The organism is Kitasatospora sp. NPDC088861 (assembly GCF_044750105.1).
Taxonomy (GTDB): Bacteria; Actinomycetota; Actinomycetes; order Streptomycetales; family Streptomycetaceae; genus Kitasatospora.
In genome coordinates, this window is sequence record NZ_JBIVJF010000019.1 from 18,767 (window position 1) to 42,109 (window position 23,343).

A 23,343-nucleotide genomic window follows, 5' to 3' on the forward strand; every position below is an offset into this window, starting at 1 on the left:
TTCCGGCCAGCGCACCAGGTATGCGCGCAGCTATCTATGTTCGCCTATCGCGCGAGACAGAGGAAACCACTTCGCCAGAGCGCCAGCGGGCGGCCTGCGAGCAGCTGTGTGCGGCACGCGGTTGGACCGTGGTCGCCGTCGAGGAAGACATCGACGTCTCCGGGTTCTCCCGCGGCCTGGAACGCCCCGGGCTCCAGAAGATCCTGGAACGGCTCGACGAGGTCGACGTGATCGTGTTCTTCAAGATCGACCGACTTGCGCGGTCCACGGTGGACTTCGCCGAGATCATGAAGATCACCGAGGCGCAGAGCGTTGCCCTGGCGTCGGCGACGGAACCGCTGGATCTCACGTCGTCCATGGGACGGGCCATGGCGAAGGTGATCGCCGTCTTCGCCGAGCTGGAGTCGGACACCATCGGCATGCGAGTTGCCGGCGCCCACGAGCACCTGCGACGGGAAGGCCGCTACACCGGGGGACGCGTCCCCTACGGCTACGAGGTGGCCCCGAACCCGGACGGCGCGGGGAAGGTGCTGGTCGTCAACCAGGAGGAGGCCAAGACCATTCACTCGATCGTGAAGCGAGTGCTGGCCAAGGACTCGTTGATCCAGATCGCCATCGACCTCACCAAGGCCGACGTCCCGTCGCCGGGGCACACGTCGCGGCAGACCACCGGCAAGCGCAGCAACTCGAAGAAGTGGTACACGACTTCGCTGCGGAGCCTGCTGAGCAACCCGCAGTTGCTTGGGCAGGTCATCGAGGACGGAAAGCCGATCCTGCGAACCGATGGACTGCCGTTGGTCAACCGGCCACCGATCCTGGACATGGACACCTGGCAGGCGCTCCAGGACGAGTTGGGCCGCCGCTCGAACAACCCGGGCGAGCGCAGGCGGGAGGCGACATCGCTGCTGCGCGGCGTGGCTCACTGCGCGCTGTGCGGGTTCCGGATGTACACCTACGTAGCGAGCGGGCGGACGCGGTACCGCTGCATCGGTCGGCTCAAGAAGCGACAGGGTGGCGTGGCGGTCGACTGCTACGGCGTGAGCATCGCGGGCAAGGGGATGGAGGACCACGTCGAGGCGGAGTTCCTTCGGAAGTTCGGCCGTCTTCCCGTGGTACGGGTGGTGGAGCACGCAGGGGAGAACTTCCGGCCGCAGATCAGGCAGGCTGAGGAAGCACTGACTGACCTTGAGAGGGACCGGTACGAGCGCGGTCTCTTCAAGGGCGATGACGGCGCCCAGCGGTACGTGACGCAGTACGCCCGCCTTGAGGAGCGGATCGCCGACCTCAAGGAGCGGCAGCGGAACGCGAAGCCGGCGGGGACGGAGGTGGTCCCGATCGGCAAGACGCATGAGGAGGTCTGGCGGGACGCCGACGTGGCGGGGAAGCGGGACTTGTTGCTCAGCACGGGCGCGTACGTCGAGGTGGCTCCGGCAGCGAAGGCGGGCAAGGTCCTGGACCTGAAGCGGCTTGCCCTCCACTTCGGCGAGGAGGGCTTGATGCGGCGGTCCGCAGCTGGGAAGGTCGCGGCAGTGGACGGGGCAGGCGGCCACGGCGACGTCTCGCCGGAACCTGAGGAGTGACGGACTGAGAACGTGAGCGGCCCGCCTTCGGGAGTGCCGAAGGCGGGCCGCTGTACGTGGTGTTGAGTTGCTACTGAGGGTTCGCCCCACTATCGGGTGGTGGCAGGGGTCGAACAGTCCGAGCCGACTTTGCCGTCTCGGTCGCACAGTTTCAAGGTCTCCGACGTTCTGTCAGTCCCCGTCGCTAGCCTCTCTTGAGGTACGCGCGATATCGAGGGGGAGCCTATGCCCGCATCCGTTACGCTCAGTTCGGCACGATGCGTTCTCTGCTGCCGAATGATCCTCGACGAGTCCCGTAACTCGATGTTCGATGCGTGGCACCAGGATCGCCGTAACTGCGACCCTACCCGCCGTGTAATCCCCACTAAAGCCCTGGACGTGGGCGTTGGGGACCGCATTGTCACCTCGGGTGTGGTCACCACGATCGTTGCTGCCCGCGGCCCCGGGGAGCATCACGAACGGATGGCCTTCGAGGTAAGACGGCCGGATGACACGGCTGGGAAGAACTGGTGGGGTTCGTGCTCAACTCCCGGCTGGAGCAAGCTACCCGTCGTTGTTACGTCAGCTTGCGAGACGCAACAAGAGGTCCTCCAGTTCGAGATCGCTCCACCACCCAAGCAGATGGACGAGCCTGCCTGCGGATGGGGGCAGGCCGACCGGGAGATGGAGCGGTTCACCGGGCTGTTGGGCGTCGTCGATGTGGCGCGCAAGGGCCTCCCGTCACTTCCCTCCTTCGTCTTCGCAAGCGAGCTGTGCGAGGGCCGGCACACTGACCCGCGTGACCCTCGCGGCTACGTGACGACCGTGGTCCGGCAAGTGCTACCAGCGGGTGCCGCAAGTGCTGTCGTGGACTACCTGCACCACAGCGACTTCGAGGCCCTAATCGCCAACACGCTGCGCGACGAGGGGTATGTCATAGAGCAAGCCAATGGCGGTGCCAACGACGGTGGCGCCGACGTGATCGCCACCTCACCCGCCGGTGTCCGAGTGGTGATCCAGATCAAGCACACCACGGGCGGTCGAAGGAAAGTTGAGCCCAGGGTGATGCGGGAGGTCAACGGCTCCGCCAAACAAGAACATGGCGCTGATGTCGCCGTCGTCCTGACCAACGGTGACTTCACTGCTCCTGCACGTCAGTTCGGCGATAAGTACGGAATCCGCGCGCTCAACCACGACGCTCTGCGCCGCTGGCTGGTGCAGGGACGGAGCTTCGAGCAGGTACTCGCCCAATTCGGCCGGTACGCCCAGCCCGTCAGCGCCCGGTTGCCCACGTCAGTGGCAGCAGTCGCCGGTCCTGCCCTGGATTGATGCGGGAAGGACCGCCTGACCGCCTCAGCTGTTCAGCTGGTTACAGGCCCCGGAGGACCGTAAGAGAGGGCTTTCGGAATGCCATCTCGACGCCGTTGCGGGCCCTGAATCGGACCAGTTGCAGCGAGAGCTTGCAGAGCGATGGTCCATCGTTCTGAGCGAGGTCTTGTTGTACGTCCATGATCGTTTCGGCAAGGTTCCATGACGTGGACTTGAAGTCGAACGCGCCGAGCTGACGGGCGTCTGCGAGCTGGAAACGGACAGAAATGGCCGGCACAAGGGCGGTAGTCGCCGCTTGCTGGACGAGCGCACAGGTCAGAGCCTCCGGGCCATCCAGGACAACCAGAACGTCGGGGGCCTGTGTCTCCACAGCGATCTGGGCGCTCGTGGTTGTCAGCGGCCGAGTTGCTGTGCCACCAAGAAGTTCGACGAGATCGGCGGCGATGGTCGGAAACTCCGTGGTCACAAGCCACATGGAGTGCTCTGCTGTCCGGCCATCTGTGTGCTGCCCGGTGAGGAATTCACCGACAGTGGTGTTGGCGAACGCCTCGTCGACACGGTTTCGCGCCCAGTCGAGATTGGGGGCTGCTGTCGTCATCCCATGTCCCCTTCCCGCTTGAGGCGTTGTGCGGCGGTGCGGTTGTCGCGGACGGTTTGGGCGAGGAGTTCTTCGCCGGGGGTGTAGCCGGTGGCGAGGTATCGCCAGTCGGAGACGACGAGGGTAGTGTCGGGGTCGATGGGCGGGTGGCCGGCACGGATTCGGGCCTGTTCGCTCTGCCAAGTCCGCCGGACGCCCCGGAGGGTGCCGAGGGTGGTGGAGTAGCGGCGGGACTTGGTGGAGAAGTGGCCCCGGAAGCCGAGCATGTGGGCCCACTTGGTGAGCTTGAGGTCGGCGAAGTCGGTGACGCGGCGGCCGAGGTCCCAGCAGGTACGGATCATCTGGCGGACGTGTGCGGCCACCTTGAGGTCCTTGATGGGTTCGGCCAGGCCGGTGCCGTCGCATGAGCGGCATTCGGTGTCGCCGTCGTCGGTGGAGGTGCGTCCGCGTCCCTTGCACCGGGTGCAGTAGAGGGGGCGGTCGATGGTGCCGGTGCCCTCCGCGGACTTGGTGGCGTACTTGGCGACGTAGCCAGCCACGGCGGCGTCCGTGAGCGGGGTGTCGTCGCGGTCGGTGTCGACGGGTCGGCGGATCACGCGGGCGTCGAGCTGTTCGCCCCAGCGCAGGACTCGTTCGCCGATGGAGTCGCCGGTCACGGTGACGGCCACCTTGTCCGCAGCGGTGCGGACGGCGTCGGTGAGGAGGTCGGTGGTGGCCCAGGCGGGCGGGGTGGTGGTGGAGCCTTCGGGGCCGTCGAGGCGGACGATGGCGTGGAAGTGGACCAGGCCGCGCTTTTGGAACTCGGCGACCTTGGCGAAGGAGACCCGGCAGTGGTCGCGCAGTTCCTTGACGGTCAGGCCGGCGGCGTGGGCGACCTCGCGGCGCAGGTAGGTGGTGAAGCGAGCCCAGAGCGCTCCGGCGTGGGCGTTGAAGAGGACAGCTCCGGCGTAGTCGTAGGTGACGGGGTCGACGGGCGTGCCGAGGATCGGGGCGTCGGCGCCGTGGAGGGTGCCACAGCGGCAGGGGAAGGGCTTGCCGGTGCGGGTGGTGGGGCGGTTGTGGACGGGGCCGAAGCTGGGGGCGGTGAGAGTGACGAAGACGCGGGGGTGGGTGCGGACGGCGTCGGGGGTGCCCTTGCCTCCGGCGAGGCCCGCGCGAATGAGCTGGTAGGTGTCGGCGGCGTAGACGCGGGAGCAGGAGGGGCAGCGGGTTGCGCGGCGGTTGCCGCAGGCGATGAGGGTGCGGCCGAGGGGTTCGGCGATGCTGGAGTAGTGCCGCAGGGGTTCGCCGGTGGCCTTGTCGAACGTGGTGGTACTGCCGGTGAGCTGGATGGGGTGGGCACATCCGGCCAGGCGCTCGACGGTGGCCTCGATGCGGTCGAAGTCGTCGCGGTTGGCGAGGTGGACCAGGTCCCGGGCGGCCAGTGAGGCGACCGCGCGCAGGTCGAGGAGGTCGGGGTGGAGATCGGTCACAGGGCTGTCCTTCCGGGCAGTCGAGGGGTGGTGAGGCATGGGGGTGCCGTCGCGCCGACCACGAGGGGCGTGCTCGCGGTCGGCGCGAGGCGGGTGGGGCAGGGGTCAGGCGGGGACGGCGGCCAGGTGGGCGTGGACGGCGTCGGCCAGGCGGGGCGGGACGCCGAGGCGGGCGCGCAGTTCGCCTGGGGTGATCACGTCGCCGGTGCGGGCGCGGTGGTCGTCGGCGATGCGGCGGGCGGCACCAAGGAGCGGGGCCGGGACGTCGGGCAGGGCCGCAGGTGCGGGGGCCGGGGCATTGGGCAGGACCGGGGGCGTGGGGGCCGGGGGCTCAGCGGCCGGGGCGGGCGTGGCAACGGGCTCGGGCTGGGGGTCCGGGGCGGGTTCGGGCTCCGCCGGGGGTCCAGCGGCCGGGGTCGGCGGGGCCGTATCCGCAGGGGGCGCCGGGGTGGGCTGGTCGGCCGGTGGGGTCGGCGGGGCAGGAGCCGGGGCCAGGGGGTCGATGGTGTCAGGTGCAAGTTCCTTGCTGGGGCTGGCTGTTGGGGGGGCGAGGTGGCGCAGGAGGTCGGGGCCGACCGTTCCCCAGCCGAGGAGGAGGGCGGGGGCGACGGTGTCGAGGCAGGCGCGTCCGTAGTGGCCGGCGATGACGGGTTCGGCGGTGTTGAGGGCGAGGGTGAGAGCACCGCACAGGTGCATCAGCCGGGCGGCGGAGCGGAGTTGGTCCGGCTCGGTGCCGGTCAGGACGAGGTGGTGGAGGGCGACGAGGAGGCCGACGACGGACAGGTCGACCATGGGGGCGATCAGGGGCGCGATCGGGTGGGGGACGCCCAGGCGCAGGGCGAGGGCCCAGACGTTGCCGAAGGAGAAGACGAAGGCGAGGGAGGCGATGACCGCCATCACGATCGTGACCGTGACGCGGGTGAACGTTCCCGCACGGGCGGTGCCGGGTGTGGCGGGGGCGGTGGCGGTCATCGCCAACTCTCCTTTCTGGTCTATCGGTTGGGATGGTCATGGTCAGGCGATGACGTCGAGGTCGGTGTCCTTGGTCAGGTTCGGCCCCGTCTGGAGGGTCAGCAGCTCGAACGGGTCGGCCGTCAGGTGCGCGGAGGCTTCGGCGACGCGGGCGACGTGCTCGGGTTCGACGTAGGGGATGCGGATGCGGGTGTAGCCTTCCTGGCCCTGGCGGACCATGGACGCGACGCCGACGAAGCCGGGGTCCTGCATCGATACCGGGTTGGCCTCCGGCCAGTTGCGGATGTCCTCGCCGAGAGCGGCCACCGCGGCTTCGGCGGTCTTCTGGGCGAACGACAGCGAGACCGGGCACACGTCGCGGATGAACGTGGGGATGGCGTCGCCGGTGGCCTTCTGCGTGGCCAGGACGACCACGATGCCCACCGAGCGGCCCTTCTTGACCAGGTCTTCGACCAGGCGGGCGTTGTCCTGAGCCAGGGCGGCGAGGCGCTTGGTGGCGGGGTCGGAGCCCTTGTAGTCGCGGAAGTAGGTGTGCGCTTCGTCGATCACCAGGACGACCAGCGGCCACGCCTTGCTGGGGCCCTTGGACCACATGTTGGTGGTGCCCAGCACGCGCCGGATCGAGGAGGAGCGTCCGCGCCGCAGCTTCACCAGGCGGTCGAAGAGCTTGTTCGCGGCTTCCAGGTCGTCACCGACGAAGGCGAACAGGCGGTTCACGACGTCGGCGTAGTCGCCTTCGTGGGCTTCGGACACCTTGCCGTCCGCCACGGCGAACTGGACCGCGCCGGAGGGGGCGAGGCGGGAGATGAGGCCGCTGATCAGGCTGGTCTTGCCGTAGCCGGGAAGGCCGGCGACGCACACGCCGGGCACGTTGGACATGCGCAGGACCGAGGCGAGGGCGTATTCGTCGATGCCCAGGTCCCACACGGACAGGTCCTTGGGGGGCTTGCCCTCCGGGGTGTAGGCGTAGGGCTCGAAGAGGGGTTCGCGGCGCACGGCGCGGATGCGGAGCTTGCCGGGGCCGTCCGGGTTGACGGAGACGCGGGTGCACTCCCAGGCGTCGGCGAGGTGGTCGGCGCGCTTCTGGAACTCCTCCAGGCCGATCTTGGGCACCGTCTTCACGGTGACCGTGACGCCGTACGGGTCGGTCTTGGTGTGGAGCTTGGGGGTGAGGGTGCGGGGCTCGGGCTTCTTGTCCCCGGTGGTGGCGAGGGACTGGAGGAACGTGGGGGTGCGGTCGGTGGTGACCAGGCCGAGGTTGCGGGCCAGGCGCGGCCAGGTGCGGCGGATGCGGGCGGCCTGGCGGATCGAGCGGCGCGTCTCGGTGTCGGCGGACAGGTAGCGCACGCCGATCACGATCAGCCAGCCGAGCAGGAGCAGGGCGACAGCACCGGCGGCGTACGGCAGCCAGGGCACCGCACCGAGGGGGCCGGTGAGGGCCGAACCGGCCGGGGAGGCCGGGGGCGGGGAGGCGTTCATCAGACGGGGTCCTTGAGGTTGTAGAGGAAGCGGAAGAGGGCCTGTTGCAGGTTCACCAGGTCCGTGCCGGAGGTGATCGGCGGGTAGCCGTGTTCGGCGAGGACGGCCGCGAGGTCGAGGACCAGGCCGAAGGTGAACCGGGGGTCGGCGTCCGGAGCAGGGAGCGGGTAGAGCGCCGGGGAGGGGGCCGGGGCCGGGCCCGCAGACGAGCAGTCCACGGGCCCGACGATCCGGGCGGGGCCGATGCCGGTCACGAGGCGACGGGCTCGGCGGTCTTGGCGGCCGACTTCGGAGCCGGGGCCGCCGGGGGCGCAGCCACCAGGGCCTCAGCCCGGTAGGCCACACCGGAGCTGACCTGGCCGTTGAAGAGGTTCGCCCACGGGGTGGCGATCAGGCCGACCGGACGGACCATGCTGCCCGGAGTGAGCGCGAGAAGCGCCTCGCTCTCCGGAACGGTGACCTTGATCAGCTGAGCCGTGCCCTCGTAGGTCTCCAGGAGCTGGACCGTGTAGAGGGTCGCGCCGCTCTCGCGGTCGGTGGCGACCTGGCCCGTGGCGGCGTCGGCCATCTTCACCGCCGCCGGGGTGGCGAGCAGGTGGGAGGTGCCGGTCAGGTCGGGGCGGATGGTGTGACGAGCCATGAAGGACTCCAGGGGTGGGAGGCGGAGGGACCGGAGGACACCGGCCCCGCTAGACCGCTAAGCGGTGCTAGGTCATTTGTAGCACTAGTAGGACTGTCACTGTCAAGCAGAGTTAGCAGTGTGGCCCGTTGGAAGTGCCGATCGAAGGGAAATTTCGGATGCGACAGGGCTTGGGTGTGCTAGCGGGGTCTACCCTTGGGGGCATGAGCCGCAGAAACGACGAGGAGCGGGCGCCGTACCAGAAGGCGGCCGACGCCATGCGCCACGACATTGCCGAGGGGCGATTGAAGGCCGGCGACAAGCTGCCCGCCCTCTCGGAGATCGAGAAGCGGTTCGGCATCGCCAACATGACCGCCCGCAGCGCGGTGCGGGTCCTGCGCGACGAAGGACTCGTCTACGCCGTGCAGGGCGTCGGCACCTTCGTACGCGCCATGCCCGAGGCGGAGCCCGCCGCGGAGCAGGCCGAGTCGGCCGGCGGAACCGTCGAGGTGTCCGCCGCCGACTTCGCCAAGATCGTCGATCTCGTCACCGGGTTCGAAGCTCAGTTGAAGCAGCTCCGGGAAGAGCAAGAACGGTTGCGTCAGCAGGTTGCGCGATACGAGCAAAACGCTCGTTGAGCCGGGCCATCTCCTCGTTCAGGTCGGCAAGCTGACCGCCGACCCGCGCCAGCGTTTCGAGCAGCCTCCCGATTTCGCTGTTCATCAGATTCCTTTCCCCCGCACGCCGTTCGCTTTTGATGGCCCCACTCAACCCGGCAGAACTCACCGGTTTTCTCACCGTGCACCCCGACCGCGCGTAACGGTTGTACATCGGACACCGGTGAGAAAAACGGTGAGTTCTCAGCCGACCCCGCGCAGCCGGTGAGAACGGCCCCGCAGGCCGGTGAGTTCGGGCGCCGGGCTGGTGAGTTCCCGCACTCAACACCGCGACCCTTGGCGGATTCCTTGATGAACGGGCCCCGCGCCGTAACGGTTCGGTAACCCCGCTCACCAAGGTTGGCCATCAAGGTGTGAGCGGCCATCAAGGTTTCGGTTGATAGTCCATCAAGGTGAGACGACTTCGCAGGCCAGCGGCCATCAAGGTTCACACCAGCCACCTCTACAGCGGCCGGCGCTCCCGCGCACCCTCCACGGCCGACAGATCCCGCAGAGCGGAGAAACGTTTCTCCAGATCCCGCATCCCGGGAACTTGCCACGAAGCCAACCCCAGGTTCGCGGACAAGTCCAACCAGGAATCCCGGGAGTTCCTGGAAGTTCTTTCCGGGGTGAGAGGCAGCAAGAAGCTTCGACCGGTAGCCAGAGGCGACGAGCGGAAAGCTCGACCCGCGTCCGTGATGCACATCACATCGCATAGCTGGAAGTTCCCTCCGGCGCTCCGCCGTCATGGCGTCCCCGAACCGTTCAGGCACACATTCACCATGGCCGCCGGGCAAGTCCTTGCGCGGGAGATATGCGGGCTGATATTCCGCCCCGCCCCGGCAATTGATCTGCATAAAAACCAACCCCTCACCACGGCCCTTGGAAAACGTCATGTGGCATGCACCACACGGACGGCGAGGCCGCTTCCGTCGACCGCGCGCCGCACACGATGCCGCCTTTCCGCGATTGGGTCCGGCCGCCGATTCCTGATAGAAGCCGCCCCGCTCGCGGTAGAACCAGTCCGCCACACACAGCCTGTGGACAGACTTCGCCGACCCCAGCTCCATGCCTGACATGCCCTGTTCCTCCCTTTCGTCCTCGCGGTTCGCCCACGTCACCCCATAGAGGCCCGAAAAACCGCCTCGGTGTGACACGACGGCCGAACTTTCTTCCCGGGCCCCGCGCACCACCCTCCCGCCGCGACGGAGAAGAACGTTTCCCCGACCTTGTGGTAGAGCACCGAGCCCAGGAGAGCCGGTCATCTCATACAGGTGTCGGTATGGCCCTCGGTGTGACACGACTGCCGGACCTTTCTGGCCCGCGCACCAACCTTCGCGCTAGGAGGGCTCGCTGTAGGGAGCCGGTCTTGTGGTAGAGGGCCGCGAGCAGCACCAGGACGGCCACGGTCCGGCGGTGTGCCCGGGGCGCAATCGGTGCCGCAGTCGGCCGGGCAGGGTCGAAGCAGCGCGAGGCCGAGGGGTGGGTAGGGAGCGGACCACGCTCGCGCGAGCGAGCCAGGGTCGAGGCGTGCGGAGGGTGAGCGGAGATGGGCACCGCGGATTTCCTGGCGCCCATGGTTGATCAGGGCAGCAGTAGGCAGGAAGACGTACGGCCGGCAGAGAGTGGCCAGAACCAGGGAGGCGAAGGGGGCAGGGGGAGCGTGTTCAAAGTTTCATTACTGGATCAAGAGCGGCCCGCCAGAGGCGGGCCGCGCGCCGCCGCGTTGCCGCCCGCCGCTCCTGTCTCCGCCCCGCTATGGCCGGCCCCGCTGGCGGCGCAAGGAACGGGGTGGCGGTCGGCAGAGCAGGTTGGACCCCGGACAGGCTGTCCGGTCCGGCGTGGCCAGGTCACGGCCGATGGTTGCCCGCCGTTCGTTCGGGCCCCCCGCCGCCCGATTCTCCGGGGCGAACGGAACCCGTCAAGCCCGCACTGCTCGCCACCGTCGCCACGCACAGGCCCGTACATGCGGGCTTGACCGAACCCGCCCGCCCCTACAACTCGGCAGCTGTCGGGGGGCCCGACCGGAATGGCGCCCCGCACGCCACCACCACACCGGCCAAGTCCCGCACATGCCCCATCCATCATGCTGACCCTACGTCAGAAATCCGCTCTGAACATGCCTCCGGCCCCGGCACCATGCGGCACCAGGGCTGGTCAGCGAGGTCAGCTCGCCGCCGGACCACCCTCCCCGCCAAGGTCAGGGGTGGTCCGGCGCGCTTATGAGGTTGTCCGGGTTGCGCCTGTGGTTCAGGCCGACTCAGCGGTGAGAAGGAAGTCGTCGGCGACGGCGTCCATCAGCAGTTCGTCGCAGGGACGACCCAGCCAGTAACCCGACTGCCGCAGTCGGCCGGCGGGCTGGAACCCGGCCTTCTGGTAGGCCGAGATGCCCGCCGCGTTCGGCTCCAGGACCTTGAGCCACACCATGCGCAGGGCCGTGTACTCGAAGGCCCAGCGGAGCGTCAGCTCAGTGGCCTCAGCGGCGAAGCCCTTCCCGCGCGCCTCGGGGGCCAGGAGGATCACGTACTCGGCGGTCCGCACGGCCGGATCGATCTGGAGCGTCGTGATGCCCACCGGGGTGTGGTCGTCGGCGGTGACCACCTCGAACTGGGGGTAGTCGCGGTTGCGGCCCTGGGCCTCCCAACCACCGGCGCGGACCTCCCAGGACTGGGCGACCTGCGTGCCGAAGCCGAGGATCGTGCCGGGGTCGTTCTCCCAGCGGTGGTAGTCGGTCAGGTGGTCACGGTCGGTCATCGCCAGGCTGACGCGCTTGCCGGGCAGCAGGATGTTCGGAGTGGGCATCGGCGCCTCGTTCCAGGTCGGTTGGTGCGTTGATCGGCGTGTAGTCGCCAGTGTGCTCGGGTTCTTCGACCGGCAGGCCGTGAACGTCACAGATCCAGGCGTGCAGCCGTATTGGGTCGGTGGCCACCCCGTGCCGCCAGGCACCCCCACGGCCGCCGAGCGCGAGCAGGAGCGAGGCCGCGGTGGACTCCTCCAGGCATGCGACGCGGGCCGGGAAGGCACGAGCGGCCCAGCGGACCGAGCGTATCGCCAGGCGGGCGTGGGCCGTTGTCGGCAACGGGAGGTCCCCGCCCAGTTCGGCGAGGTGGCGCAGGCGGCCGAACTTCGATCCCGGGCGGCTGGCGGTGCGCACGGCAAGGGTCGCTGCCAGCACGGCAGCAGCAGCCAGGCGCCAGGCCAACGGCGGTGAGACGAGCGCTTCCAGGCGGGCGGGGGCCTCACTCGTGCCCCAGGACACCTCCGAGTCCCGGACCGTCACTGGGGCCGGAGCCGGGCTCTGCTCCAGGGCACCGAGCCAGCGAGCGAGTGCGCCACCCGTGAGGACGATCGTCTCGCCGGTCCGGTAGTTGACGACGACGCCCGCCCTGCCGGTCAGGGCGGTGCGCGTGTACGAAGTCGGCACGGGCGTGGTCACGCTGTCTCCTCCCACTGAATCGCCTGTCCGACAGCCGTCGAGGACCGGAGCCATAGCTCCGTGCCGAGGACGGGTTCGATCAGCCCCCACGGGATGTCCACGCCGAGCACGGCATTGCCCAGCAGCGAGCGCAGGGCCGCCGGGTGGACGAGGCCGAGGTCCGCGAGGTAGCCGCCCGTGAGATCCAGGACGCCCGCCTTGTTCGCGCGCAACCCGTGGTGATGGTCGGCCGCGAACACCCCCTTGGCCCCGCGCTGGAGGACACCAGGAGGCAGGAGACGGGCCACGACGTCGGTCAGCAGGGGCTTGTACCGGTGCGCGGACCACCGCTCGGGCGCGGGTGTGGCGAGGACGGCTTCCACGATGCGGGTGTCCGTGAAGGGGTTGTGCATCTCGATGCCGTGCGTGGCGGCGAGCTGGTTCTCCGTCGCAGCACTCCGGCCGACGTAGCGGGCTTCCTCCAGGAGGTGGCGGTCCGCGTGCCCGAGACCGTTCACCTCCGGGTACGGAGCGGTGACGGCGTCGGCCAGGTCGAGCGAGTAGTGGGTGAGCCACGGCCTTGGCGCCGATGCCCCGCCGAGCTTGCCCGGGGCGTTGCAAGCGGCGGCCACCGCCGTCCAGGGGCTTGACCGGTAGAGGCGCGCCCATGCCTGTGCGTCGCCGGCCAAGCGCAGGAAGCGGCCCGATCGTGCCAGATCGGCCATGTGCACGGGTGGTGGCATGAACAACGAGTCGCCACCGTCGCCCGTCAGATGGACATCGACGCCCTCCGCACCCAACATGTCGAGCTGTGCGCCCAGTTGGGCGTGAACCATGGCGGATGGCGCCGGTTCGTCCGTCAGCGGGAGGGAACCGAGGCCGGTGAACGGCAGGTGCTCCGGGCCCAGGGCCATGAAACGGTGGCGGATCGAGGGGAACGCGCGGGCGACGGCACGGGCGTGGTCGATGTCTCCACCGCTCTCCCTGCCCTTGGGGTGGTAGGTCAGGCCGGTGACCGGACCGCACTGGGCGGCGAGGGCCGCCAGGGTGCTGGAGTCCAGACCGCCCGACAGATCCGAGGAGGCCGCACGACCGGAGACGCGGATCAGGACGCCGTCCGCCAGGTCAGCGCGCAGCCGCCGCACGGCATCGGCCCAGGCGAGTGCCGGCACCCGCCAGAACGGAGTGAAGCCGGACGTGCCCGATGCGGTGGCCGACCAGCGGTGCCCCGGCGGAACCTGCTCCACTCCCGTCCAGGCCGACCGGCCGGGAACCCACTCGGTCGGGTCGGCCAGGTGTGCGGCCAGCCAGGCGGTATCGGGCTCGGCGCCGACCAGGGAGGCCAGCGCGAGCGAACTCGACGCCCACACCGGGGCCCCGTCCGTGCGGGCGGTGTAGACGGGGGCAGCGCCCGCCGGGTCGGCCCACACCGTGCACACGCCGTACCCATCGTCGAAGACCAGGGTGTACGCACCCGCCCAGGCCGTAGCCGCCACGTCCAGAGCACGTAGGTCCGCAGAATGGGCAAGACGGATCAGCTCGGCGTCCGTCGCCCCGCACGGACCGAACACAGCCAGGCGCCGCCCACCCGCACCCTTCGCCGAGCGCACAGGAGCACCCACCGACCAGGCCAGCGGCCCGCGCCACACAACCCGTGCACCGACCGGCACCCGGGACGGAGCAGACCGGGAAATCGACCCACCGAACAAGCTCATGTGATCACCTCCGTGAGATGAGCGCGAGAGTGGTGCGGCGGCACCCCACCGGGGGTCCTGGGGTGCCGCCGCAGTACTGCCGTTAGGCGTCGTAGGGCGAGCGCTTGCCCTCCACACTCTGGCTGTTGCTGCCCTTCGTCAGGAGCGCCGCGTCCCCCAGGACGACGACCTCCTCTTCCGGCTCAGGGTCGAGCCGAGCGAAGTCCTCCATGCTGTTCACCTCCCTTCGTTGCCGTAGGGCGTGGCGGGTCCAGTCCCCGTCACGGTGGTGCGACCCCCCGGCCCCGGTGTCGTCGTCGAGGCCGGGGGGAGTCTTGAGGTGAGCCGATGCTCAGGCCGGCGGTTCGTGGTCCGGCGCCGACAGCGAGGTGTGCGCCAGGCCGTGGTGGTCGGCGTCCAGTTGGTTCACCACGGTGGTTCCGAGGAGGAGCACCGTGATCACGTGCCCGAGCGCCCAGACCCCCGTCAGCACCGTGCCAACGGGATCACGATGCTCGCCACGGTGTTGACCGCGAGCGCCAGTCCCGTTCGAGGTCATGGCGTCACCGTCCTCAGCGCGAACCAGACCCACTTGCCGAACGGGGCCCAGTCCACCCCCCAGCGGAACGAAAGGGATTCCACCAGGCCGAGGCCATACCCGGACTCCGCCTGATCCTCCGGCTCCGTGCGGCACGGCAGCGCGCGGGACGAGTCCCGGACCCCCACCCACACCGACGCCTCCTGTCGGTCCACCGAGACGGAGATCCGCGAACACCCCGTGTGCTTGGCCGCGTTGGCAACCAGCTCGGTCACCAGCAGCTCAGCCACGTCCGCGAGGTGTTCAAGGGACCAGGCCATCAGAGCGGTAGTCACCAACTTGCGTGCGGCCCCCGCGGATTCGGGATGGCAGCGCAAATGGAGCAGACACCCGAGATCGCCAGGTCGTACTACCGGGATCTCGATGTGCTCGGTGCCTGATGGGCCGGCGGTTTTGATCAGGCTCATCGGTAGGACCGCCCCCTCCATCAGTCGGGCTCCGGGTGTCCCCCGGAGGCGATCTCAGAATCCCGGGGCAGGCGGTATCGAAATAAGGCCAGCGCGTGTACCCACGATGGGTAAACTCGCGGTCAGTTATCTCGCGTGACACTGAGCGATGATCTTCCTTGCCCTGGGGGTAGCTGGCCATGAGCGAGTCCACACCGTCACCAGGGCTTCCGCGTCGACTGCTCGCGGACCCCGAGATGGTGGCGGCATGCGCGGAGAGAGACTTCGCGTTGATCTTCCAACTCGCCAAGCGCAAAGGCGGGTTTCACCCGTCGCGCATCGCCCGTGCATGCGAGTTGACGCCCAGCAGGGTCGGCGAGGTGATGAAGGGTCGACCGAAGATCACCAACATGGCCGTCATCGAACGCATCGCGGATGGCCTACGGATTCCGGGGCGGATGCTCGGTCTGGCGGACCGCAGTTGGGAACCGTCGCCGATCCCGCGCCAAGGCCCGACACCGGCGGTCGGGCCTGCCCGTGCCCCGTTGCCGGTCGTGGATTCGCGTTCAGGCAGCGATCTCGACAACATCCTCGCCATCGCGGCGGGCGCGCGGGTCACGCCCAACGTCCTGCGGTCCCTCCAAGCGTCCATCGAGGACTACTGGCGGCGCGATGACCAGCACGGCGGCGAAGCGCTCCGTCCGGCGGTGATCGGTCAGCTCCGATACGTCACGGGCATAATGCGCGACACCGCCGATCCCAACTACCGGCGCAGTCTCCATGGCATCGCTGCCGAGCTCGCACGCCTCACCGGGTGGACATACTTCGACGCACGGCAGTACAACACCGCGCAGGGCTACTTCACCGAGTCGCTTCGGTTCGCGCGAGAGATCGACGACCGCCCGTTCATTGCCAACGTGCTGGCCTGTCTCAGTCTCCAGTCGACCTATCAGGACAGGGCACAGGACGCGATCACGCTTGCCCGAGCCGCGCAGGACAGCGCGCGTCTTGTCGGTGGTACGCCGAGGCTGATGGCCATGCTGTCGATGCGCGAAGCCTTCGGCCACGCGAGCGCACACGACCAGGAGTCGACCCACCGCGCGATCACCGAGGCGCACCAGTACTTCGAGCGCATCCACGAGGCGGACGACGACCCCGCGTGGGTCGAATACTTCGACCACACCAAACTCACCGTGGACACCGGAATCGCCCTCGGTCAGCTGGGGGACGCGACCGCCGCCGAACCCCTCATCGCCGAAGCCTTACGGGCCGAGCCGACGACGAACCTCCGGGGCCGCGCGTTCCACAGCTTCTGGCTCGCACGGACCCAGCTCCAGCGGCGGCAGGTCGAGTTGGCGTGCGCCACCGCCACGGAAGCTCTCGATCTCGCGGCAGTGATCGAGTCCCCCAGAGTGGTTGCCCACCTCCAGGAGTTCCGCCACCTACTCAGGCCCTACCGTGCCAATGCCTCGGTAGCGACGCTGGCGGACCGGATCACCAGCGCGGCCAGCTGATCAAAGGCCGGCCTCGTCCAGCAGCAGGTAGAGCACGCCCACGAGCGTGCCGCTGCTGACGATCTCGCGGCGGTCGATCATGCCGCGCAGCTCGGACAGTGGAACCCACTCGATCCGGTCGGACTCGTTGCGCTCGGTCGGCGGGCCCACGTACTCGACGGCATCGGCCCGGAAGACGAAGTGCTCGGAGTCGGTGATCCCGTTCGCTGGCTGGGCGTAGATCAGCGGCTTCATCTCGCCGACCTTCCAGCCGGTCTCCTCCAGTGCCTCGCGGGCTGCCGCATCTGCCGGGGTCTCGTCCGGCTCGATGAGCCCCATCGGAAGTTCCCAGGCCCAGGTGTCGGTGATGAAGCGGTGCCGCCACATCATGAGTACCTGCTTCTCGCTGTTCACGATGGCGGCCACGGCCAGGTGCCGCAGCTTGACCACGTGGTACTCCCAGCGGCGCCCGTCAGGCTGCTCGACGTCTGTCAGCCACAGGTTCACCCAGGGGTTCTCGTAGATCGGACGTTCCCCGTGGATCTTCCACTGCATCGCTGCGGCCCCTCTCGCTGGAACTTCAGCATGTCAGACCGTGGAGCTTAGCGGCGCAGTTCCGGCAAATTTGCGTCAGTCTGACGAAATGTCGGGGCTAGCTTGCAGGGTCTCCGGTCTGGAACACAGTGTGGTCTTCCAATGGGTCTGCCGCGCTTGCTGAGGCGGACACGCTCGTAGGCGCGCGGATCGCCGAGTGGTCCGCGCGCCAGGCGAGATTTTGTCGTCAGCGGATGCGTCCTCCGCCTTCTCATCGAAGCAAGGTCAGCCCAGGGCGTTGGCCCTCGGTGGTGTGTGCTGCCTCGACAGCACTACCTCCGCTACATTCTGTGCGGCTAGTTCGGGATCTTCGTGCTCCCACACCCGGATGACAAGCCATCCTGCTGCCCGTAGTGCCTCGTTGGTCTCAGCATCACGGGCTTGGTTTCCCGCGATCTTGTCATGCCAGAACGCCGCGCCCTTTTTAGCGGGGCGAAGGTGCTCCGGGCAGCCATGCCAGTAGCAACCATCGACGAAGACGGCGACGCGTGCTTTGGTGAACACCACGTCGGCTGTACGGCGGAGGTCTGACAGGGGCCTTACCCCGACGCGATACCGCAGACCACGTCTGTGGAGTGCGGACCGCAAGAGAATCTCGGGCTTCGTGTCCCGTCCCTTGTTGGCGGACATTACTGCGCGGGAAGCGGGAGAGGACGCCCACGAGCCGGGCGGAAGGGGCTCGGTTGTCACATAACCGGCGGCGTGAGCCATCTCCCATGCTTTTGCGAGGTTCGCGGCGCGGGTGCCGGCGTCTACCTCGCCGACGTACTGCTCCCGTGTGTCGCCTTCTTGTGACCACCGTAGGTAGGCACGGATGCGACGCGTCCTGCGGTACACGCGCAGAGCGATGGACGCACGTGCGTATCGGCCCTCGCCGATTTCGACCGCGCGTGTGAGGCGGCTGCCGGCGGCTCGGTCCTGCTCAGCGGCCCGGGCATCCCTGGTCATCCCCACTCTGGGCTTCCACGCCCGATCGGGAGGCATCTGATCGTTCCAGCGCCCCTGCCGACCGCTCGCGGCTTCGGTCACTTCCGCTTCTCCGGGACCGACTTGAGGGCTTCAGCGACAGCCTTGGAGAAGGCCATCCCGAGCTTGACGGGCACAGCGTTCCCCAGCTGCCGCATCTTCTCTCCCCGCGGCCCGTCGAGAATCCAACGGTCCGGGAACGTCATGACCCGCGCAGTCTCACGTACGGTCATGTATCGGTAGCCAGTCCCGCCGCCGAAGTTGGCGAAGTCGACGTCGTCAAGCTTCATGACGGATTCCCCGCCCGGGACACCGTGCACGCCCGCCTTCACGGTCTTCGCCGGCCGGTCCAGGAGGTTCGGAGTGTGTCCGGCGTACATGCGCGCGCCAGGCCAGCCGATGTGGTCCGGGATGCCCCCAACGATGACCTTGTTCTTAACCTCTTCCTCGGAAACCGGAGGAAGAGGCTTTCCCTCGTTCTCGTCGATGCCCGCGATCGCGTCACGCAGAGTACGCCACGGATCGAGCTTTAGCTTCTCCTTGACCTTCTCGTTCTCAAGATCGAGTTCTGGAAGGTTGTCGATGACGCGCTTGCGAGCGGCGGCGTCCACCTTATGCCGGGCCCAGTAGGGCCCGCCCTCACGCATGGAGTGGATCATCGACTCCTCGGAGTGTGTCGGCTTGGGCATGAACTTGGCCCAGTCGATTCCGAGGTCAGCGCGGAACGCGACGATGATGACTCGGTTCCGGATCTGAGGAACGCCGTAGTCAGCCGCGTTGACCTCCATCTCCTTTACCACATATCGCTGCGACAGCTCGACGGAGTCGTTAGCGATCAGCTTTTCAAGGACGTCGTTGTGCTCTTCCCATGTCGCGTCCTTTTCGCGCTTGACGAACGGCAGGCGCATCTCGTTCAAGATGTATTCGAAGTAGGGCCTGAAAGACGGTCGGAGCAGGCCACGCACGTTCTCGCAGATGACCGCCTTCGGCTTCAGCTCACGGATGGCGCGGAACATCTCGGGGAACATGTTCCGCTCGTCCTCCATGCCCTTGTGAGCGCCCCCCAGGCTGAAGGGCTGGCACGGCGGTCCGCCGGCGAGGACGTCGACCTCGTCCTTGACGTGGTCAGTGAAGTTGATGATCTCGCGCACATCGCCGGGGATGAGCGGCCAGCGCTTCTCTGGCTCCTTGGGGTCCGGCGGGTTGTTCCGCAGCGACTCGCAGGCTCGTGGGGCGTGCTCGTTCACCAGGAGCGGGCGGAAGCCCGCGGCGTGCACAGCCATGGCGAGTCCGCCGCCGCCGGCAAACAGCTCGACGCAGGTCCCCACATCTTGGCGTTCTTCTCGCAGCTCAGGCATGTCCAAAGTGTACCGCGGAGTTGGCGATCATCAAGCACATTTCAGAGATGTGCGCAACTTGCGCCTCTCGTTCACCAGTTAAGGTGATGTCGATCACTCGCCCGAAGGGAGCCAGGCCGTGTCACTGGAGAACCACGCCGAGTTCAAGCTGAGCATCACTCAGGCGCTCGGCGATCAGTTGGCTGCGGCACTTAGAGGGCTGGAGCCAGCGCCTCTGACCGATGAGAACATCGACCTCCTTCCGAATCACAAGGGGGTGTATCAGCTCTACCGGCACGGTGACCCCGTGTACATCGGGAAGGCTGATGTCACCCTCGGTCAAAGGCTGAGGAAGCATCTCAATAAGCTGAGTGGGCGCGAAAATATTCACCTGGACTGGATGAGCTTCAAAGCCTTGTCCGTGGATGAGGATTTCGCTGCAGTCGCACCGGAGAAGCTTCTCATTGACAGGTTTCAGGGCGATGGTCGGGCGCCTTGGAATTTTAATGGTTTCGGCATCAATGATCCTGGAGCCGAGCGCGATACCACGGTTTTCTCTGGTGATCACTTCGATCAGTTGTACCCTGCCAATCTTGACTGGGTGATACGTGATCTCCCTCAGGGGGATCAAAGTCTGCGCTCTATCCTGAAGTTCGCCAAGGATGCTCTCCCCTACACTTTCAGGTTTGCGCACCATCGAACCAAGAGGGAGAGCTACTACGAGCAGTTCCAGGTTGATATTGGCTGGCCTGAGATGACGGCGAATGAGTTCTTTCGGTTCGTGAGCGCAAGGCTTCCCGATTCCTGGCAGATAATGGCACTTCCTGGATATGTCGTGATGTATCAAAAGGAATTGCATTCCAAGAGTGCGCGAAAGTATTACATCGCCGGTGAGGAGCTCCCTGCCGTCGCCGCAAGCTAATTGTGAGACAGGTGCCCCGCCCGTGACGTGAGGTCGCGGGCGGGGCGCACTGTTTGGGCGTCCCTGTCGCGGAGAGCGCCCAGTTCCTCCGCCGGTCCGGGTGCGAAGGGACGTGGGGCTGGCCGGTGCGGTTACGCAGCCATAGGATGTGTATCCCACTCAATCGTTTGGACGATGAGCGGTCCGTCGTTCACGCGGGGAAGCCCTCCACTGGCTGACAGGCTGGATTGACGCAGACCCTCCAGTGTCGCGCATTCCGCGGCGAACGTGGTCGGGCTCCTTCCGAACGGGAACGGGCTCCTTCCGTTCGTACGGGCGACCGAGCCCGCGCTCCGGGCGACGGCGCCGGGTGACCACGGTGCGCATCGCTCGTTGAGCCGGTCATGAAGAAGTCGAAGCGCGTTCTCACCGCTCTCGCCCTGATGGGCACGGCCTTCGCGGCCACCGCCTCGTCCGCCGGCTCCGCGCACGCCCTCGCGGGGATCGGGGAGGGGCCCGGCGGGCTGCTCGCCGCGCCCGGATTCCTGATCGCCGACCAGGTCGGCGGCGGCTCGCTGCCGGTCGGGCAGGGGGAGATCGGCAGCCTGGCGGACAAGGCCGTCAAGGAGAAGATGAAGGAGTCGCAGGGGCACTGAGCCCGGCCCTGCCGCCGGGGTTACTCGTCGAGCTCCGCGACGCCGGTGATGCGGTGCAGGGCGAAGGTGCGGAGCTCGTCGGCGTGGTGGTCGAAGGCGGTGACGAAGCCGCCTTCGACCTTGACCGGGTCGATGATCCGCTGGCTGGCGATGCCCTCGGCGTTGAGGTAGCCGATCCACATCCGTTCGCCGAGCAGGACGGCGGTCTGCAGGGCCGCGAGGGTCTCGGCGGCGGCGGTGCGGGGCAGCTGGCGCGGGTCGGGGGTGGAGTCCCGGCGGTTGACGGTGGCGGCGCGGTCGCCGGCCCGGATGGCCTTGATGGCGGCGGCGAGCAGGGTGTCGTCCGGGGTCGGCGGGCCGTCCGGGACGGGCGCGGGGGCGGTGCGGGGCGGGGTGCGGTGGCTGTCCTGGCGGGTGATCAGGACGTCGCCCTCGGCGGACTCGGCGGCCGGGGCGTAGCCCATCGCGCGCAGGGCGGCGAGCAGGGCGTCCGGGGCGGCCTGGGCGGCGAGGACGGTGGGGGCGAGCAGCCGCAGCCGCAGGTCGGCGGAGCGGCGGTCGGCGAGGACCTCGTTCAGCAGGGACGGGTCGTCGCAGCGCAGGTAGGAGGAGGCGGCGCCGACCCGCAGGACGCCGTGCCGGCGGGCGACGTCGTCGATCAGGTAGGCGAGCGGCTGCGGGACGGGCGTCCGGGAGTGCTGCTCCAGGAAGGCCCGCAGGTCGGCGGCGGTGCGTCCGGCGTCGAGGGCGCGGCGGACGGACACCGGGGTGAAGCGGTAGACGGTGGCGCCGCCCTTGGACTCGATGTCGGCGCACAGCGCGAGGGCCTGGGTGAGCGGGGTGAGCAGCGGGCCGGGGGCGATCGCGGTGAGGTCCGGTTGCAGGATCACGTGGTCGAGCGGCTGCGGCAGCAGCGGGGCGAGCACCTCGGCCGGGTCGGATTCGGCGGTGAGCAGGGCGCGGGCGGGGGCGGCGAGGGCGCCGCGGCCGGTGACGCCGAGGAGTTCGGCCTCGGCGAGGGTCCAGGCGGTGAGGTCGTCGCGCAGCTCGTGGCCGTCCGGGCCGGTGGGGCCGCCGCGCAGCGGGCGCTGCCAGCGCAGGGTGGGCAGGAGTTCGGCGGCGGTGGCGGGGGTGCCGGGCGGGAGCTCGGCGAGCAGCGCGAGGGTGGCGCGGCGGACGGACGGGGCGAGGGTGCGGTCGAGTTCGGGCCCGAGGGCGGCGCGCGGCTTGCCCTTGCCGTCCGGGGTGCCGGTGAGGGCGGGGACGCGGGTGGCGGCGAGCCAGGCGGCGGCGAGGACGGACCAGCGTTCGGCGGTGTCCCGCTGGAGCCAGCCGTCGTAGGCGGGGGTCGGGGCCCAGCGTTCGTCGGCCTCGCCGTCGGGGGCCAGCAGTCCGGCGGCGTAGGCGAGTTCGAGCCAGAAGGCGGACTGCTGCTCGGTGGTCTCCAGGGCCTGCGCGGTGCGCTTGAGGTCGCGGACGCCGAGGCCGCCGGCGCGCAGCGTGGGCGGCGGGGTGAGGCCCCAGGTGTCGAGGAGTTCCTCGACGGTCTTGACGGCGGTGTGGGCCTGGCCGGCCGCCGCGCCGTCCACAGCCTGTGGATCGCGCGGGGCGGCGGCCGGGGCGGGCTCGGGCTGGACCGGCTCGACGGCGCGGTGGGTGCGGCCGCCGCGCAGGTGCAGGGCCAGTTCGCGCGGCAGGACGACGCTGCCCGGCCCGCTGGGCAGCAGCAGCCCGCGGGCGAGCAGCCACTCGACGGGGCTCTGCGCGTCCTCGGCGGTGACCGGGCGGGTGGCGTCCGGGACGGTGCCGGTCGGCGGCCCCCAGACCAGCCGTTCCAGTAGCCGCAGCGCGGCCTCGGGGGCGGTGTCGAGCAGCGCCGCGCAGCGGGCGCGGTCGTTCAGCAGGGAGGTGAGCGCGTCGACGGCGGTGACCGGGTCCGGGGTGGCGGGCTGCCCGGCGGAGGCGAGCAGCTGTTGCAGCCGGGCCGGGGACATGCCGACGGTCGCGTCGGAGAGGGTCGGGCCGAGGCCGGTGCGGCCGGGGTTGGCGGCCGTCGGGGCGAGTGCCTCGCGGACGGCGAGGACCAGCCGCAGGCCGTTGTCCGGGCCCCAGAGCAGCGCCCGGTCGCGCAGGGTGGCGATCGCCCGGGGGAGGGCGGCGGCGACGGCGGACCGGTCGGCGGGCGTCAGCGGGGTCGCGCCGGGGTGCGGCTTGACCTTGGCCGGGCCGGTCAGCAGGGTGCGGACGGTGGCCAGGCCGGTGCCGTCCGGGGCGGTGGCCAGGGCCTCGGCGACTTGCAGGGTGAAGCGGTCCAGGCGCTCCAGGGCGCGCAGCGCCGAGGCGCGGGAGGAGAGCCGGGCGGACAGCTGGGTGAGGTCGCCGGGGACGGGGTTGAGCAGGTCGGGGCGGGAGCGGAGCAGGGCGGCGAGCGCGTCGTCGGGGCGGGCGCGCAACTCCTCGGCGAGGGTGCGGGGGCCGGCGGCGGACCTGCCCTGGCGTTGAGGGCCCTGCTGTGTGGTCATTCGACCTAGGTTAGTCGGGCGGGCGGACGGCGGGGTGTCCGTGCGGCGGCCCGTGGTGGACCGGTCCTCAGGACTCGCGCGGGCGGGGGCGGGGTGG

At 69.0% G+C, this 23,343-nt stretch carries 22 protein-coding genes; 6 read left to right on the forward strand and 16 right to left on the reverse strand.

What is annotated here, in order from left to right:
• Window positions 1-20: 20 nt before the first annotated feature.
• Both ACIP37_RS26660 and ACIP37_RS26665 read left to right on the forward strand, forming a co-directional pair.
• Entirely contained in the window at window positions 21-1,580 is a 1,560-nt protein-coding gene (locus ACIP37_RS26660; protein ID WP_400844636.1) for a recombinase family protein, read from the forward strand.
• A gap of 276 nt (window positions 1,581-1,856) precedes the next feature.
• The gene (locus ACIP37_RS26665; protein ID WP_400808876.1) at window positions 1,857-2,888 is read left to right on the forward strand and encodes a restriction endonuclease; all 1,032 of its coding nucleotides are present in this window, start codon (window positions 1,857-1,859) and stop codon (window positions 2,886-2,888) included.
• Window positions 2,889-2,928: 40 nt separating this feature from the next.
• Here ACIP37_RS26665 and ACIP37_RS26670 read toward each other — a convergent pair whose 3' ends face one another.
• From ACIP37_RS26670 to ACIP37_RS26695, 6 genes are all read right to left on the reverse strand, one after another.
• On the reverse strand, window positions 2,929-3,486 hold the full coding sequence (locus ACIP37_RS26670) for a hypothetical protein (RefSeq protein WP_400808873.1): 558 nt from the start codon (window positions 3,484-3,486) through the stop codon (window positions 2,929-2,931).
• Window positions 3,483-4,997, reverse strand: a complete 1,515-nt coding sequence (locus tag ACIP37_RS26675) for a replication initiator (RefSeq protein WP_400808871.1) — start codon at window positions 4,995-4,997, stop codon at window positions 3,483-3,485. The genes ACIP37_RS26670 and ACIP37_RS26675 overlap by 4 nt, the downstream gene beginning before the upstream one ends.
• Before the next feature lie 66 nt (window positions 4,998-5,063).
• Window positions 5,064-5,930 (reverse strand): DUF2637 domain-containing protein, encoded by an 867-nt coding sequence (locus ACIP37_RS26680; protein ID WP_400808869.1) that lies wholly within the window; start codon window positions 5,928-5,930, stop codon window positions 5,064-5,066.
• Between the two features lie 42 nt (window positions 5,931-5,972).
• A complete protein-coding gene (locus ACIP37_RS26685) occupies window positions 5,973-7,409 on the reverse strand; it encodes a cell division protein FtsK (protein WP_400808867.1) in 1,437 nt (478 codons plus the stop codon).
• On the reverse strand, window positions 7,409-7,663 hold the full coding sequence (locus ACIP37_RS26690) for a hypothetical protein (protein ID WP_400808864.1): 255 nt from the start codon (window positions 7,661-7,663) through the stop codon (window positions 7,409-7,411). The genes ACIP37_RS26685 and ACIP37_RS26690 overlap by 1 nt, the downstream gene beginning before the upstream one ends.
• Window positions 7,660-8,049: a hypothetical protein gene (locus ACIP37_RS26695; RefSeq protein WP_400808863.1), complete on the reverse strand. Its 390-nt coding sequence runs from the start codon at window positions 8,047-8,049 to the stop codon at window positions 7,660-7,662. The genes ACIP37_RS26690 and ACIP37_RS26695 overlap by 4 nt, the downstream gene beginning before the upstream one ends.
• Window positions 8,050-8,252: 203 nt before the next feature.
• Between ACIP37_RS26695 and ACIP37_RS26700 the strand changes: the two genes are divergently transcribed.
• Window positions 8,253-8,666 carry a GntR family transcriptional regulator gene (locus ACIP37_RS26700; protein ID WP_400808861.1) on the forward strand — a complete coding sequence of 138 codons (414 nt, stop codon included), beginning with the start codon at window positions 8,253-8,255 and terminating at the stop codon, window positions 8,664-8,666.
• Window positions 8,667-10,934: 2,268 nt separating this feature from the next.
• On the opposite strand, the gene ACIP37_RS26705 is transcribed toward ACIP37_RS26700, so the two are convergent.
• The 6 genes from ACIP37_RS26705 to ACIP37_RS26730 all read right to left on the reverse strand — a co-directional run bounded on the left by ACIP37_RS26705 (window position 10,935) and on the right by ACIP37_RS26730 (window position 14,798).
• The gene (locus ACIP37_RS26705) at window positions 10,935-11,486 is read right to left on the reverse strand and encodes a GNAT family N-acetyltransferase (protein WP_400808858.1); all 552 of its coding nucleotides are present in this window, start codon (window positions 11,484-11,486) and stop codon (window positions 10,935-10,937) included.
• Window positions 11,425-12,120 carry a lasso peptide biosynthesis B2 protein gene (locus ACIP37_RS26710; protein WP_400808855.1) on the reverse strand — a complete coding sequence of 232 codons (696 nt, stop codon included), beginning with the start codon at window positions 12,118-12,120 and terminating at the stop codon, window positions 11,425-11,427. The genes ACIP37_RS26705 and ACIP37_RS26710 overlap by 62 nt, the downstream gene beginning before the upstream one ends.
• The gene (locus tag ACIP37_RS26715) at window positions 12,117-13,814 is read right to left on the reverse strand and encodes an albusnodin/ikarugamycin family macrolactam cyclase (protein ID WP_400808852.1); all 1,698 of its coding nucleotides are present in this window, start codon (window positions 13,812-13,814) and stop codon (window positions 12,117-12,119) included. Before ACIP37_RS26715 ends, ACIP37_RS26710 begins: the two co-directional genes overlap by 4 nt.
• An 82-nt stretch (window positions 13,815-13,896) precedes the next feature.
• Entirely contained in the window at window positions 13,897-14,025 is a 129-nt protein-coding gene (locus ACIP37_RS26720; RefSeq protein ID WP_350580324.1) for an albusnodin family lasso peptide, read from the reverse strand.
• Between the two features lie 120 nt (window positions 14,026-14,145).
• The gene (locus ACIP37_RS26725; protein ID WP_400808849.1) at window positions 14,146-14,286 is read right to left on the reverse strand and encodes a hypothetical protein; all 141 of its coding nucleotides are present in this window, start codon (window positions 14,284-14,286) and stop codon (window positions 14,146-14,148) included.
• A 62-nt stretch (window positions 14,287-14,348) separates the two neighbouring features.
• Window positions 14,349-14,798, reverse strand: coding sequence for an ATP-binding protein (locus ACIP37_RS26730; RefSeq protein ID WP_400808847.1), 450 nt, complete (start codon window positions 14,796-14,798; stop codon window positions 14,349-14,351).
• A gap of 179 nt (window positions 14,799-14,977) precedes the next feature.
• On the opposite strand from ACIP37_RS26730, the gene ACIP37_RS26735 reads away from it, so the two are divergent.
• Window positions 14,978-16,291 carry a hypothetical protein gene (locus ACIP37_RS26735; protein ID WP_400808845.1) on the forward strand — a complete coding sequence of 438 codons (1,314 nt, stop codon included), beginning with the start codon at window positions 14,978-14,980 and terminating at the stop codon, window positions 16,289-16,291.
• On the opposite strand, the gene ACIP37_RS26740 is transcribed toward ACIP37_RS26735, so the two are convergent.
• The 3 genes from ACIP37_RS26740 to ACIP37_RS26750 all read right to left on the reverse strand — a co-directional run bounded on the left by ACIP37_RS26740 (window position 16,292) and on the right by ACIP37_RS26750 (window position 19,188).
• The gene (locus ACIP37_RS26740) at window positions 16,292-16,825 is read right to left on the reverse strand and encodes an NUDIX hydrolase (protein ID WP_400808842.1); all 534 of its coding nucleotides are present in this window, start codon (window positions 16,823-16,825) and stop codon (window positions 16,292-16,294) included. It lies immediately after the preceding gene.
• 264 nt (window positions 16,826-17,089) lie between these two features.
• Window positions 17,090-17,848: a very short patch repair endonuclease gene (locus ACIP37_RS26745; protein WP_400844639.1), complete on the reverse strand. Its 759-nt coding sequence runs from the start codon at window positions 17,846-17,848 to the stop codon at window positions 17,090-17,092.
• A gap of 41 nt (window positions 17,849-17,889) precedes the next feature.
• Entirely contained in the window at window positions 17,890-19,188 is a 1,299-nt protein-coding gene (locus ACIP37_RS26750; protein ID WP_400808840.1) for a DNA cytosine methyltransferase, read from the reverse strand.
• A 118-nt stretch (window positions 19,189-19,306) separates the two neighbouring features.
• Between ACIP37_RS26750 and ACIP37_RS26755 the strand changes: the two genes are divergently transcribed.
• Window positions 19,307-20,089, forward strand: a complete 783-nt coding sequence (locus ACIP37_RS26755; protein WP_400808837.1) for a GIY-YIG nuclease family protein — start codon at window positions 19,307-19,309, stop codon at window positions 20,087-20,089.
• A gap of 383 nt (window positions 20,090-20,472) precedes the next feature.
• Entirely contained in the window at window positions 20,473-20,724 is a 252-nt protein-coding gene (locus tag ACIP37_RS26760; RefSeq protein ID WP_280678786.1) for a hypothetical protein, read from the forward strand.
• 20 nt (window positions 20,725-20,744) lie between these two features.
• Here ACIP37_RS26760 and ACIP37_RS26765 read toward each other — a convergent pair whose 3' ends face one another.
• The gene (locus ACIP37_RS26765) at window positions 20,745-23,246 is read right to left on the reverse strand and encodes a helicase-associated domain-containing protein (RefSeq protein ID WP_400808834.1); all 2,502 of its coding nucleotides are present in this window, start codon (window positions 23,244-23,246) and stop codon (window positions 20,745-20,747) included.
• Between the last annotated feature and the right edge of the window lie 97 nt (window positions 23,247-23,343).

What these genes read in the sequence shown, in the direction of transcription:
- ACIP37_RS26660 (WP_400844636.1), top strand. Translation starts at nt 21, where the DNA reads ATGCGCGCAGCTATCTATGTTCGCCTATCGCGCGAGACAGAGGAAACC.
- ACIP37_RS26665 (WP_400808876.1), top strand. Translation starts at nt 1,857, where the DNA reads ATGATCCTCGACGAGTCCCGTAACTCGATGTTCGATGCGTGGCACCAG.
- ACIP37_RS26670 (WP_400808873.1), bottom strand. Translation starts at nt 3,486, where the DNA reads ATGACGACAGCAGCCCCCAATCTCGACTGGGCGCGAAACCGTGTCGAC.
- ACIP37_RS26675 (WP_400808871.1), bottom strand. Translation starts at nt 4,997, where the DNA reads ATGCCTCACCACCCCTCGACTGCCCGGAAGGACAGCCCTGTGACCGAT.
- ACIP37_RS26680 (WP_400808869.1), bottom strand. Translation starts at nt 5,930, where the DNA reads ATGACCGCCACCGCCCCCGCCACACCCGGCACCGCCCGTGCGGGAACG.
- ACIP37_RS26685 (WP_400808867.1), bottom strand. Translation starts at nt 7,409, where the DNA reads ATGAACGCCTCCCCGCCCCCGGCCTCCCCGGCCGGTTCGGCCCTCACC.
- ACIP37_RS26695 (WP_400808863.1), bottom strand. Translation starts at nt 8,049, where the DNA reads ATGGCTCGTCACACCATCCGCCCCGACCTGACCGGCACCTCCCACCTG.
- ACIP37_RS26700 (WP_400808861.1), top strand. Translation starts at nt 8,253, where the DNA reads ATGAGCCGCAGAAACGACGAGGAGCGGGCGCCGTACCAGAAGGCGGCC.
- ACIP37_RS26705 (WP_400808858.1), bottom strand. Translation starts at nt 11,486, where the DNA reads ATGCCCACTCCGAACATCCTGCTGCCCGGCAAGCGCGTCAGCCTGGCG.
- ACIP37_RS26715 (WP_400808852.1), bottom strand. Translation starts at nt 13,814, where the DNA reads ATGAGCTTGTTCGGTGGGTCGATTTCCCGGTCTGCTCCGTCCCGGGTG.
- ACIP37_RS26720 (WP_350580324.1), bottom strand. Translation starts at nt 14,025, where the DNA reads ATGGAGGACTTCGCTCGGCTCGACCCTGAGCCGGAAGAGGAGGTCGTC.
- ACIP37_RS26730 (WP_400808847.1), bottom strand. Translation starts at nt 14,798, where the DNA reads ATGAGCCTGATCAAAACCGCCGGCCCATCAGGCACCGAGCACATCGAG.
- ACIP37_RS26735 (WP_400808845.1), top strand. Translation starts at nt 14,978, where the DNA reads ATGAGCGAGTCCACACCGTCACCAGGGCTTCCGCGTCGACTGCTCGCG.
- ACIP37_RS26740 (WP_400808842.1), bottom strand. Translation starts at nt 16,825, where the DNA reads ATGCAGTGGAAGATCCACGGGGAACGTCCGATCTACGAGAACCCCTGG.
- ACIP37_RS26745 (WP_400844639.1), bottom strand. Translation starts at nt 17,848, where the DNA reads ATGCCTCCCGATCGGGCGTGGAAGCCCAGAGTGGGGATGACCAGGGAT.
- ACIP37_RS26750 (WP_400808840.1), bottom strand. Translation starts at nt 19,188, where the DNA reads ATGCCTGAGCTGCGAGAAGAACGCCAAGATGTGGGGACCTGCGTCGAG.
- ACIP37_RS26760 (WP_280678786.1), top strand. Translation starts at nt 20,473, where the DNA reads ATGAAGAAGTCGAAGCGCGTTCTCACCGCTCTCGCCCTGATGGGCACG.
- ACIP37_RS26765 (WP_400808834.1), bottom strand. Translation starts at nt 23,246, where the DNA reads ATGACCACACAGCAGGGCCCTCAACGCCAGGGCAGGTCCGCCGCCGGC.